This window comes from Sinomicrobium endophyticum (genome assembly GCF_052983315.1).
Genome location: NZ_JBRKIS010000015.1, coordinates 16,416 through 28,325 on the forward strand (window position 1 = coordinate 16,416; position 11,910 = coordinate 28,325).

13 protein-coding genes are annotated in these 11,910 nt (G+C 41.6%); 10 read left to right on the top strand and 3 right to left on the bottom strand.

The genetic code is table 11. The features are described from left to right. The first annotated feature begins 23 nt into the window (after positions 1–23). The 7 genes from ACVBDU_RS04220 to ACVBDU_RS04250 all read left to right on the top strand — a co-directional run bounded on the left by ACVBDU_RS04220 (position 24) and on the right by ACVBDU_RS04250 (position 6,510). Positions 24–1,283 (top strand): DUF4374 domain-containing protein, encoded by a 1,260-nt coding sequence (locus ACVBDU_RS04220; RefSeq protein WP_447178526.1) that lies wholly within the window; start codon positions 24–26, stop codon positions 1,281–1,283. A 103-nt stretch (positions 1,284–1,386) separates the two neighbouring features. After that, positions 1,387–1,695: a cupin domain-containing protein gene (locus ACVBDU_RS04225; RefSeq protein WP_447178527.1), complete on the top strand. Its 309-nt coding sequence runs from the start codon at positions 1,387–1,389 to the stop codon at positions 1,693–1,695. A gap of 22 nt (positions 1,696–1,717) precedes the next feature. Beyond that, positions 1,718–2,710, top strand: a complete 993-nt coding sequence (locus ACVBDU_RS04230; RefSeq protein WP_447178528.1) for an ABC transporter permease — start codon at positions 1,718–1,720, stop codon at positions 2,708–2,710. Further along, positions 2,707–3,648: an iron chelate uptake ABC transporter family permease subunit gene (locus tag ACVBDU_RS04235; RefSeq protein ID WP_447178529.1), complete on the top strand. Its 942-nt coding sequence runs from the start codon at positions 2,707–2,709 to the stop codon at positions 3,646–3,648. The genes ACVBDU_RS04230 and ACVBDU_RS04235 overlap by 4 nt, the downstream gene beginning before the upstream one ends. A 1-nt stretch (position 3,649) precedes the next feature. Then, positions 3,650–4,411: an iron ABC transporter ATP-binding protein gene (locus ACVBDU_RS04240; RefSeq protein WP_447178530.1), complete on the top strand. Its 762-nt coding sequence runs from the start codon at positions 3,650–3,652 to the stop codon at positions 4,409–4,411. 24 nt (positions 4,412–4,435) lie between these two features. Continuing rightward, a complete protein-coding gene (locus tag ACVBDU_RS04245; protein WP_123216736.1) occupies positions 4,436–5,362 on the top strand; it encodes a siderophore ABC transporter substrate-binding protein in 927 nt (308 codons plus the stop codon). Between the two features lie 407 nt (positions 5,363–5,769). Next, the gene (locus ACVBDU_RS04250; RefSeq protein ID WP_447178531.1) at positions 5,770–6,510 is read left to right on the top strand and encodes a DUF6263 family protein; all 741 of its coding nucleotides are present in this window, start codon (positions 5,770–5,772) and stop codon (positions 6,508–6,510) included. 393 nt (positions 6,511–6,903) lie between these two features. On the opposite strand, the gene ACVBDU_RS04255 is transcribed toward ACVBDU_RS04250, so the two are convergent. Both ACVBDU_RS04255 and ACVBDU_RS04260 read right to left on the bottom strand, forming a co-directional pair. After that, positions 6,904–7,662 carry an MBL fold metallo-hydrolase gene (locus tag ACVBDU_RS04255; protein WP_447178532.1) on the bottom strand — a complete coding sequence of 253 codons (759 nt, stop codon included), beginning with the start codon at positions 7,660–7,662 and terminating at the stop codon, positions 6,904–6,906. Positions 7,663–8,178: 516 nt separating this feature from the next. Further along, entirely contained in the window at positions 8,179–8,811 is a 633-nt protein-coding gene (locus ACVBDU_RS04260; RefSeq protein ID WP_447173550.1) for a response regulator, read from the bottom strand. A gap of 324 nt (positions 8,812–9,135) precedes the next feature. On the opposite strand from ACVBDU_RS04260, the gene ACVBDU_RS04265 reads away from it, so the two are divergent. From ACVBDU_RS04265 to ACVBDU_RS04275, 3 genes are all read left to right on the top strand, one after another. Beyond that, positions 9,136–9,285 carry a hypothetical protein gene (locus tag ACVBDU_RS04265; RefSeq protein ID WP_447173549.1) on the top strand — a complete coding sequence of 50 codons (150 nt, stop codon included), beginning with the start codon at positions 9,136–9,138 and terminating at the stop codon, positions 9,283–9,285. A 48-nt stretch (positions 9,286–9,333) separates the two neighbouring features. Then, positions 9,334–9,642, top strand: coding sequence for a hypothetical protein (locus ACVBDU_RS04270; protein WP_148044301.1), 309 nt, complete (start codon positions 9,334–9,336; stop codon positions 9,640–9,642). 817 nt (positions 9,643–10,459) lie between these two features. Continuing rightward, positions 10,460–10,774, top strand: a complete 315-nt coding sequence (locus tag ACVBDU_RS04275) for a hypothetical protein (protein WP_447178533.1) — start codon at positions 10,460–10,462, stop codon at positions 10,772–10,774. A 728-nt stretch (positions 10,775–11,502) separates the two neighbouring features. Here ACVBDU_RS04275 and ACVBDU_RS04280 read toward each other — a convergent pair. Further along, positions 11,503–11,910: hypothetical protein (locus ACVBDU_RS04280; protein WP_447178534.1), on the bottom strand; the 408-nt coding region annotated here is incomplete at its 5' end.

The following is an 11,910-nucleotide window of genomic DNA, read 5'->3' on the forward strand; positions in this document are numbered from 1 at the left end:
CTTAAACATTGAAATAACAGAACATGAGAAAGCAATTCTTAAAAACAGGAGCATTTCTACTGATGGCATCCGCAATATTGGTATCATGCAGTAACGATGATGCTCCTGTAACAGATGATGATAACGGAGGTACATCAGGAAAGTATGTGCTTCTGACCGCGGAATGGCAGGTTTCGGATGGTTCCGGATATTATGCCACTTATTCAGATATGCCAACAGGTGATGTGGACAATATTGAGGGATATTCCATTCAAGCCAGGAACTTCGGCGGATTCAGGCATTACAAAAATTGGGTGTTCAGCAGAGCCAACTTAGCCGGTGAGGTCGGGATATTGTGCTATAGTGTGGCATCGAGCGGAAGACTCGAAGAAAACGGTTTTATCAAATGCGGAACTTCGGCACAACACATCGTGGTAGACGAAACAACAGGGTTCTATTTTGACGGAAATCGTGGAAAGACCAAGGTTCAGAAATTTAATCCGAGTACCATGCAACGTACCGGAGAGATCGATCTTTCTTCGGCCGTTGAGACAGGAACTGATATCAGCAACAATGTGTTTACAGGTATTCAAACCTTAGCAGCAAAAGAAGGCAAGCTGTATGTAAGTGTGACTTATTCGAGGACAAATGGTAGTGGCAATCTCGATAACACCAGAAAATACACGTTGGCCGTTGTTGATATTGCGACAGGAGTACTGGAGAAAACAATCGTGCATCCTAAAGCCAAAAATCATGGCTACGCCGTGTCTGAATATCCCGCCTGGATACAAGCAAAAGATGGCACGCTATATTTCATGACGGTAGGGTGGGATTTTGACGAATCCAATGTGATGCAACAGCAGAACTCTTTTATTTTCCGGATCAAAGCGGGAGAAACCGATTTTGACCCGAATTGGGAATTGAATACCAGTGACCTGGGATTGCCCGACGGAGCCCTCCTGTGGAGTTTCCGGGAACTCAACGGCAAATTGTATATAGATGCTTCACAAGAAGCAACATCTCCCCTATTGCCCAATTTGAATACGAATATCTATGGGTTTTATGCTGTTGATATCGAGACGAAGAACACTACGCAGATTACAGACGTACCCCTGACGGTATTCGGGCTTTCCACCGGTAATGTGGAGGTCGTGGACGATCAGGTGTTTTTGCGGGTCATTAACAGGTCAGACGGTATAAATGCATATTATAAGGTCAATTTGGAGGATAACACCGCATCACTTGCCTTTAATGTGACCAGAGGTGGCGAAGCAAGCGGTTTCATTCGGTTAGCAAATGAATAACGAATAGGTTACAAGAGAATCGCACGGGTTTTATTTGCTCCAGATAAATCTACGTGGTTCGGCATTTTAAGTAATAGCACTGATACAAATAAAAAAGGATATAATGAACATACACAAAGTAAACCTCCAATCGGAAGTCGATAAGGTTGACAAGCATTGGGTTTTAAAAGAAATTGCACAAGTAAATGACCATTTGGTCAGGATCATAAAGCTGAAAGGAGCGTTTGAAATGCACAGACATAACAATGGCGACAAGTTGTTTTATGTGGTAAACGGAACATTGTTTGTCGAATTTGCCGACGGGCATACTCAGGAGGTCAATACCGGTGAATTTGTAGTGATCCCCAAAAATGTAGCTCAGAAACCGTTTGCCCCGGAAGAAGTAAGCCTTATGTTATTTGAGCCGAAATAATTTATTACGAGGTCTGGAAAGAATGATCAAAAGATCGGGAGGTACCCTAAATACCGAATACCATCAAGTGCTGATCTTATCGGTACTGATGTTTTGTTTGGTATTGGTGTCTGTTTTTTCGCTGTTTATAGGTGTAGAACCGCTGGATGTAGGAAACCTGTTTCGTCCCGACACACACGATAACGAGATCCTGCTGATCAGCCGCGTTCCGCGAACCGTAACGCTGGTGCTGACCGGGGCAGGTCTTGCTATCTGTGGGGTCATCATCCAACAACTCGCTCAAAATAAATTTATATCGCCTACTACTACCGGAACTTTGGATGCGGCAAAGTTGGGGATATTGTTTGGCCTGCTGCTCTTTTCCCAATCCGGATTACTGCCAAAACTTGTTTTTGGCGTGTTTTTTTGTTTTTCTCTAACCGCTCTTTTTACTTTTTCCATAGCTCATTTTGTGAAACGAAACACGGTACTTATACCAATTTTCGGGGTGATGTACGGTTATACATTGAATGCTCTCGCCAATGTAATCGGTGTGCATTTCAACATGGTTCAGAACATGGAAAGCTGGATGATCGGGAATTTTTCCAAAACACTAAAAGGGCAATATGAAGTGATCTATATCCTGATCCCGCTATTTGTCATTTGTTATTTATATGCCAATCGCTTTACGATTGTTGGGCTTGGTAAAGATTTTACGGCCAATATGGGCGTTAACTATCCGGTAGTAATCAGCGTCGGACTGATCCTCACATCCATAATGGTGAGTACAGCCATGCTAACGGTTGGTTCCATACCGTTTATCGATTTGGTTATCCCCAACCTGGTATCTCTTATACATGGTGATAATCTGCGTCAAAACCTGCCTTATACGGCCTGTTACGGAGCGATAACGCTCGTGGTCTGTGATATCATCGGCAGGACCATTATTTTTCCTTATGAGATACCGGGCAGTATGATTGTAGGTTCATTGGGAGCCTTGGTTTTTCTGTTCATTTTAATTAAAAGAGGAAGGTGAGAAAACAGGAAATTATCATAGGTCTGACAGCCATTCTATTGATGGTGTTGTTTGTGTTCTTTGACGCTACTGTTACCGAAAGTTTCATTATAACAGGCAGACTGGAACGGTTATTTACGTTGGTACTGGTCAGCCTGACCGTGGCGTATTCCACTATTGTGTTTCAGACCATTTCGGCAAACAAGATCCTGACTCCCTCACTGATGGGGTATGAACATCTGTTTGTGTTATCACAAGTGTTGATGCTGATGACATTGGGCTCCGGAAGTGAACTGTTCCGGTCAAAAGTATGGGGCTTTGTCTTTTCGACGGTCGTTATGACAGCATACTCGTTTGTGCTGTATGTTTTTCTGTTTCGCAATCAGAAGAAGAACGTATACTATATTCTTTTGATCGGCTTGGTGCTAGGTATGTTTTTCAGTACTACAACGCAATTTCTGCAAATGGCCATCGACCCGAATGAATACGGATATGTGCAAAGTGCCATGTTCTCCTCACTTGGACGGACGTCTGCGAATACCCTTCTTATCGCTTCGGTGGTCGTGCTGACCCTGTTGCTGTATTTAAAGCGCTATTTCAGGTACCTCGACCTTCTTAACCTCGGCCGGGAGTATACCATGGGACTTGGTGTAAACTATGATAACATGGCTAAAAAACAGCTTTTGGCTATTTCAGTATTGGTATCCGTATCTACTGCGCTGATCGGGCCGATTACTTTTGTCGGTATTTTTGTTTCCGGTATCACGTATAGATTATCCAATACGGCATCACATTCACGAACCATCGTACTGGCATTCGGAATTGCATTGGTATTGATGACCGGTGCCCAGTTCGCCATAGAGCATATCCTGAATTACAGACACAGCCTGAGCGTACTTATAAATTTACTTGGCGGGGTTTATTTTTTTGCCCTTATTATTAAACAGCTTCGGAAATAATATGATAGAAATCCATTCGATAGGTAAAAAATACGGGCGGCATCCGGTGTTGAAAGACATCAATCTTTCCGTTCCTGCAGGAAAGGTGGTTTCCCTTATCGGTCCTAATGGGGCCGGAAAATCCACGCTTTTGTCGCTCATCGCCGGCCTGGAAAAACCCGAACAGGGAAATATAAGCATTGATGGTAAGGGTTTGGGCACTTATTCGTTGAAAACACTTTCCAAAAAACTCTCGTTTCTCAAACAGCACAATGTTTTTGACCTGAAACTCAAAGTATCCGAACTGATTGCTTTCGGACGTTTTCCACACAGTCAGGGCCATTTGAATGGAGAGGATCACGAAAAGATAGAGGAAGCTATTGCTATGATGGATCTTTCGCCCATCCGGGATTCGTATATCGATGAAATAAGCGGGGGACAACGTCAACTTGTATTTTTAGCGATGATAGTGGCCCAGGATACGGAGTATATTTTATTGGACGAGCCACTCAACAACCTGGATATGAGGCATGCCGTTGATATCATGCAGGCCATAACCCGTTTGGCAAGGGAGTTAGGCAAAACGATCGTTATAGTCATTCACGACATTAACTTCGCGGCAAATTATTCAGATTATATCATCGGCCTTAAAGACGGAGAGGTCATTTGCGATGACGAAACAACGGTAATTGTGAGAGAGGATATGCTTAAAAAACTTTATGGGATTGACTTTAGAATTACGAGGGATAACGCAACGCTCCTATGCAATTATTACAAAATATAATGTATAATTTTCAAATGAACTAATATGAACATAAAACTTTTAACAACAATATTTGCCGCAATTGCAGTAACTTTTACGGCCTGTAAAAACAAAAAACGAACACAATCGGCCGAAACCATTTCAGTGACGCATGAATTGGGCACGACTCAGGTTCCTGTGCAACCTCAGAAAGTGGTGGTATTTGATGCGGGAACATTGGAAACCCTTGATGAACTGAACATCCCGGTAGCAGGTATTCCCAAAGATTACGTGGCCAAACATCTTGAAAAATATAAAAATGATACCAACGTACAGGATGCCGGATCGATCATTCAACCCAATCTGGAACTGGTTGACGACATAAAGCCGGACCTGGTTGTCATATCGGCCGTGACGTCCAGTGCATATGAGCGATTATCAAAAATCGCACCTACCGTTTATCTCGGTGTCCGGAACGACAATTACAAACAATCTGTTATCGATAATTTAAACACTATTGGTGACATCTTTCGGGTAAAAGAGAAAACCGACCAAAAAGTGGCGGAAATAGAACGTAAAATCGGGGAAGCGATAAAAACCATAACGGCAAGTCCGAAGAAAATTATGATATTAATGTACAATGCCGGAGCCTTCAGTACCTTCGGCAATAATTCCAGATATGGATTTGTGTTCACCGATCTGAAGGCTGTACCGGCCGATGACAATAAGCAAACAGGTATACATGGTACTATAGTATCAAGTGAATATATCAGCCGTGTCAACCCCGATATTCTTTATATTATAGACAGAAATGAGATTATGTTAGGGCAGAAGACCAATAAAAGCGAAATAGAAAATGCCTTAATTCAAAAAACCAATGCGTTCAAAACCAACCGTATTATTCATGTAGATCCGAACGTCTGGTATCTGTCCGGAGGTGGAACATATTCCCTGAACCGGATGATAGACGATATATTAAAAGGATATGAATAATTATAATGAGATTTGATTTGAGGAAGAAGAGAATTGAAAGAAAAATCCCGTTTTTGGTGCTTTGCCCATTTTTCGGGGCTAAGCTTTTCTAACCTGCCAGCCGGCAGGCTGTTTTACAGATTAATACACTAAATTACAAATGTTTGTTCACTCCCGAAAGTACCTAAATAGCTGCATTAATATTGAATAACGACCTGGCGTTAATTAAAACGACTGAATACCATAAACTTACATATAAAATGAGATCAATTTTTACCTTGATTTTTGCATTGATTATTGTTATTCCGGGCCATTCTCAAAGCACCGGTTTATCTTTAAAGCTCTGGAAAGGAAAAGAGTATCAACAAATTTCGAGCTCTAAAGCAACTATAATTCAATAGGTTAACGAACAAAAAATGAATATGGTTGTGGCAACGACCAGTACAATGGCCTTTTTGGTCAAAGACAGTACTGAAAACGGGTATAACATTGATGCCAAATTCAAGAAAATCGATATCGCTATGCAAATGCCACAAGCGACCATAGATTTTAGTTCTGAGAAACATGACCCCGATGATATCTTTTCTACAATTTTAGGCGCAGTGACAGATAAACCTTTTGGAATTACAATGAGTAAAACGGGGAAGGTCACTGACGTTAAAAATGTTGAAACCATTTGGAGAACTGCTATGACGCCGTTTAAACAACTTCCTGAAACTGAAAAAGAGCAGATCATGAATGCATACAAAGGTGATGCGCTAAAAGGAACTATTGAAATGGTTACAGCAATTTATCCGGATAAACCTGTAAACAAAAAAGATAAATGGACTATAGAAACTGAATTTAAATCTTTGATGACTGCAAAAGTAACCACGGACTATGAATTTGCCGAATTGACCCCAGATTATGCTTTAATAAAAGGGTATTCAAAAATTAAGACAACCGATAAAGATGCTTATACCGAATCATCAAACGGAATACTCACGAAATACGACTTAACAGGTTCAATGAGATCCGAAATTAAGGTGAATAAAAATACCGGTTGGATTATTGAAGCCAAAATCCATCAAGAGATAAAAGGCGATACATATATCAAGGAAAGTCCTCAAACACTAAATAGAATGAAAATACCTATGACGATGATAAATGAAATAGTGATTAAAAATTAGCACCAACACACAATAAACTCATCTTGAGTTGTTTCATTCAGAGCATGTTTAAGCTGGATTGATTGATTGTCGCGAAAAATCACTATTGTAACGGATTTTATGATTTTACAGTCCATGATTATACCTTTTGCCTTGCGGTTTTTTATCCAGGTGCCCCAGCTTTTTTATGCCGGGGTATATTGTTATGAAGCCTGTCCGGTAAAACAATCTAATACAACAACCATTAATACCGGGAAGATGATTATCACAAGGGGCTGCCCTTTAGCATCTTTGTGAGACCTGTTTCCATTTTCCCGCAAAACCGCAGAGAAATAGCTATGCTGTCTTATGATGCTGAGAAATTCCGGAAATACCATAAGGAAGGATTTCCGGAATTTAATATGACACACACAGTTATTCACTGACCTTTTCTTTTTTAAACTCTGTTGGGTCGTGATAACCAAAATATTCCATCTCACCACCGAAGTTGCTGATTACCTTCCGTACTTTATCCAGGGACTGAAGCCGAGTTTTATTATCTACGGCTCTAATTGTCGCTAACCGGTCAATGGGATGGTTTCTGTCTTCCAGTTCTGCTCTTAAATAGTATGCATCGCCAACATAAAAAGTCCAGCGATTATTCAATTTACAGGCCACACCACAATGGCCGGGAGTGTGCCCGAACAGTGGTATTAAATAGGCTTCAATATCCAGATCCAGTTTGCGGGCGGGTAAATCGAACCAGTTGCTGTTGTCTTTTTCGTATAAGCGAATTTCCGGGTTATGTGACAGTTGGTGGTTCAGGTACCTTTCATGACCATCTTTAAAGCTGTTGTATTCTTCTTTTGAGAGGTGTAATCTGGCTTTGGGAAAGTCCGCAGCCCCGCCAACATGGTCCGGATCAAGATGCGAACAGATTATATTCGCTACTTTGTCAGGATTTAATCCTAATTGCTCTATTTGCTTAATTGCAGTAAGGCTTTCGTCAAATTGGAATCCCGTTATTTCCACCAATTCTTTCCCGAGAATTTTTTCAGGTTCTTTTGTTTCCGCCATTCCGATACCTGCATCTATAAGTGTAAGGGACTCATTACTTTCAATCAGTATGCAATGTCCGATTGCCGAGCCAAATGGCGATTCTATTTTAACGCAATTCAAATGATGTACTTTCATAGCTGTTGTTATTTTTAGCTTGTGGATAAATTTATTATGTGAATACAAATGAGGCTATCTATTCCTTGGATTTCCGGAATAATAGCATTTTTCCTTTACACATAGTATTGGATGTCCTCGCGGGGAGGGCTGATGGCTTGGACCTGCTATTGATGTATTGTTTACCATCATAAACAGATCATTGACCGGAAATCCGTTCTGAAAATTATACCGATGCGTTAAATTCCGATCCAAGGCCTTCTCAAAGCTCCTTGTGCATACTTAAAGCCAGTTGCACCAACACTTTTACTGGGATTGATCAAAAATTAACGCATCACTGACTACTATCAGGTTAGTAAAATTAAATGACCTCATGCAAAAAGAAGGCACTGCCATCTCAGGAAAGCAGTTTTGTCTTTCTTCTATTATAGATATTCCCGAAGACCGGAAACAGGTGACAAAAAATAACCTTTTTTAAGATACTTTACCCGTAACCTGCTTTCCCGGCACAGAAAGTCTTCGCGAAAGTACCCGGAATCAATCCGGAAGATCGAGTATTAAAGATTTATTCTGAAATACCCAGGACAACAATGCTCCGTAAGAAGAGGGGATATGGAGTTTTTTTCTGAGATTGGTTTTTAATTTTTCGATGTTCTTCTCACCACAGCCGAGTTCATCAGCCATCTGGCGGTTGGTCTTCCCGTCAACCAGCTTTTTTAAAACCTGTATTTCATTTCTGGTCAACCGGTCCATGGAAGTCACTGTTTTTTTTATATTTTTCCTGAAGAAATTGTTGACGTATTCTTCTCCTTTTATCAGGCAATCCATACATTCGTGCAATTCTTTCAGGGAAGTTCCCTTTGATAAAAAGGCGTCTGCTCCAACACTCATCGCCTTTTTATAATAATGCATACTATGATGCAGGGTCAGGGCTATAAACCGTGTGTCCGGGCTTCTCATTCTCGACTTCCTGATAACTTCAAACCCACTGATCCCGGACATGTTAAGATCTATGATCACAATATCCGGCCTGTGCTGCACTATTTTGATATAGGCTTCGTTACCATTACCGGCTTCTGCAACAACCACACTTCGGGGAAGGGTAGAAATAACGGTGTATAACCCTTGTCTGAATATAGATGTGCTATCCGCAATTAAAATTTCAGTCATAAGTCATTTAAATTAGCAGGCCATAACTATTGACCAACATTCTATACTATATATATTCCAAAAACCCGGAACAGGTGACAACAATTAACGTAAAAGGTTCAGAAGTTGGGAAACCGGCAACAGGCATCCCATTAAAGACTTCAGAACAGCCATTAACGTATCTCGGGTTACACCAGAAGGGGAATGGGAAAGCTGCGTAATGAGAACTGTATACCGCGTTGACCGCATACCTGTTTGCTTATGATTTCGCATATAATTGCTTAAGCAGTTCTGTAGCTAAAGGTGCATCACTTATACCGCCTATTGTCCAATAAACACCACGAAATGCGGTTTAAATCCAAACCCGGTATCACGAAAAAGGAAGACGAAAAAGCCTTTGTCCTCTATAATGATTTTATGGTACAGGCTCGGAAGGTGTCCGAAGCAGAACTCCAACGCCTAAAGCGGCTGCATTGTATAGAAACTGTTGTTTGAGCAAAGATTTTTCCGCTGAAAACTCAAGAAAAACAGATCACAAAACCGATGAACCTAAAAACAGTCGTTATGAACACCTATGAGAAAAAACTGATTGAAAGCCGGAAACATTATGTTAAAGATTATCATCCCATATTGCAACCGCCCTCCATTTTTAAAGATAAATTCCAAATCCGCTATTTCTACATTGAAGGCCATGCCGATTTGTTACTGACGGCCCGGGCTTTTATATACTTATGCCAAAAAGTCAACAACCTCGGGGAAATCCCGAGAAAATATTTTTCGACGCAAGCATCGGAGCATCTTAAATCTCACTTTATTACCGATGTGTTAAATTCTAACGACAGGTCTGCTTAGCACTATTCATAATTGATTTTCAACCACATATACCACAAAGGTTTACACAAAGTTTGCAGAGGCAAAATAAATCACTGTTCTTTAAGCTTCTTGTTACGCACGGTTTTCGACACTTTTTTATGATGTGGCGATTTGATATTCAAGGCACTTCCCCTGTTACACCAACGGGTCCACCTGTCTTCGAAGGACCGGGATGCTTTTCCGCTCTAAAGCCCGGAAAACAGCCATTTAAGAGATTGTGTATACACTGGAGGGACACCGGTAAGCGGCTAACGGGGAAGGGTAAGCCGCTTACCGGTCTGCTTATGATTTTATCCATAACTGCCTGGGCAGCAAAACAGGTTACCCCCGCGGCCTGAGAAATCCGGTTAGCAGCATATATGGTCCCGTCTTCCACTTACCGGCTTGCTTGTAAATTCACAGGCAACTGCTTAAACGGCATACTGGCTTACATCTGCGGCTTAAGGGAATGGGTACGAAATCACAAGGGACCCGGTTTACGGCATACAGGGTTCGGTTGGCGGCTTAGCGGGTTACTTGTGAATCCGAAGGCCATTGCTTAAACAGCTTACCGGGTCAGCTTTGCAGTTTAAAGAAATGGGGGTGCGGTATAAAGGCCCCTGCCGGCCACTTATGCATTTCCGTTGACCGCTTACCGGGCTGCTTATGAATTTGTACGTCATTGCTTAAACGGCTAACCGGATTACTTATAAAATCGTACCCGGTTACTTAAACCGCATACCAGGTCAGGTTTACAGCTTCAGGGAATGCATATGTGGCAAACCCACCCCGGTTCAGTGAATACACAATCCCTTAAATGGCAGAAACAGACCCCGGATTATCCGCCCGGGAATACGGTATGCCGGTCCGTCAGCAAGGGAGGGTAAACCTTTACCGGGAGGTCGCCTGTCTTCAACCTGCCGGCTCCCCGGCAGCGGAGTCATCCGCCGGGCAGTGCTGTTGCCCCCGGTGCCGGGCTTGCCAAGATGCTTACGGTGGCGGCCCGGAGGTGTTCCCGAACCTGTATTGCCGGGCCGGGGAGATTTGTCGTACCGCAAGGGGCACGTTCTGCCTGCTATTATCCCTTATCACTTCACCGCCATGGAACACGACCAGAAACCGGGTCGCTTAACCTGCGAAACATTACAGGTTTCAGACCGTTCCCTCCGGGCAAAACACCTGTAAAAAACGGTTTACAGATACGGATAACGATAAACTCAAAGAAAGTAAACACAAGCAGCTGAATATCAAAGCAGGCACGTACACAAAGCAGATTTTCCCAAATATAGGAAACTGTTTAAATTTTATACATCAGTGCCACTTCTGGAATATTAATAACAACGCTTTATTTGCAGAATACAACTATAATCGCCGGGGAAAGTATGAAATTCCAAGGTCATTCCCTCTTCCATGAGCATGAGAGGAACTTCTGTAGAAATTACAGTGGTTTTCCAGGTATCAATGCGTAATTCGCCGGCACAAATCAATTGCCGGGGCACAAGCAGATGGGACGATTGTTCAATCCCGGAGATATGTGGGCCTTAATTATATCTTTCTCCTGAATGTTCCTCATGGCGAAGGTCTTCCGGTACAGCGGGATAAAAAATTTTAAAAGCAAAAATAGAGCTCCGGTGATTATTGCGGTAAAAACAATATCTGACAATTCGTGACTCACTGCGACCTAAAAGAACATTTGAATTGGTAGACTTTAGTTGTCTTTATTGCTTAAGGATACGAATTATATTGTAGAGATATTTTCCTGAAAGAAAAAACTCAGATAATTCATTTCAGACTACCTGAGTTTTTAGCTTTTCATCAATAAGATGTACCTTTTATGTAAGGGCTCAATTCTTACTATACTTATTCTTCCAATCCAACATTCACTAAGGCTTTAGAAGAATTGAAATATAGCACTAATCGCCTGTCTGTATTGGACAAATATAAAACCTGGTAATAAGCATAGTTGAACCCTTTTATGGATCCCTCTTCGCTTTCTACCTTTTTACCCAAAAATTTTAAATCTATCAAAGTAGTGGTTCTATCGGGGCCATGGGGTATCACCCTTTTGGTTTCCACTATTTTGTCTCCTATTTTAAAGGTTTTATTCCCATCAATGCCCAATAATACCGTATTGGTGTTAATATCAAAACGTACGATTTTATCATCAATAGTATACACTTTATTCCTATTGTATGTATATATTTTCCCTTTTCTATTGGCCATTTCAAAAATGTAGTCCTCAATGTCACTCGGTGCACCAAAAACCTG

Bases quoted from the DNA above. Each gene is read 5' to 3' on its own strand.
- ACVBDU_RS04220 (WP_447178526.1), top strand. From the start codon at position 24: ATGAGAAAGCAATTCTTAAAAACAGGAGCATTTCTACTGATGGCATCC.
- ACVBDU_RS04225 (WP_447178527.1), top strand. From the start codon at position 1,387: ATGAACATACACAAAGTAAACCTCCAATCGGAAGTCGATAAGGTTGAC.
- ACVBDU_RS04230 (WP_447178528.1), top strand. From the start codon at position 1,718: ATGATCAAAAGATCGGGAGGTACCCTAAATACCGAATACCATCAAGTG.
- ACVBDU_RS04240 (WP_447178530.1), top strand. From the start codon at position 3,650: ATGATAGAAATCCATTCGATAGGTAAAAAATACGGGCGGCATCCGGTG.
- ACVBDU_RS04245 (WP_123216736.1), top strand. From the start codon at position 4,436: ATGAACATAAAACTTTTAACAACAATATTTGCCGCAATTGCAGTAACT.
- ACVBDU_RS04255 (WP_447178532.1), bottom strand. From the start codon at position 7,662: ATGAAAGTACATCATTTGAATTGCGTTAAAATAGAATCGCCATTTGGC.
- ACVBDU_RS04260 (WP_447173550.1), bottom strand. From the start codon at position 8,811: ATGACTGAAATTTTAATTGCGGATAGCACATCTATATTCAGACAAGGG.
- ACVBDU_RS04265 (WP_447173549.1), top strand. From the start codon at position 9,136: ATGCGGTTTAAATCCAAACCCGGTATCACGAAAAAGGAAGACGAAAAA.
- ACVBDU_RS04270 (WP_148044301.1), top strand. From the start codon at position 9,334: ATGAACCTAAAAACAGTCGTTATGAACACCTATGAGAAAAAACTGATT.
- ACVBDU_RS04275 (WP_447178533.1), top strand. From the start codon at position 10,460: ATGGCAGAAACAGACCCCGGATTATCCGCCCGGGAATACGGTATGCCG.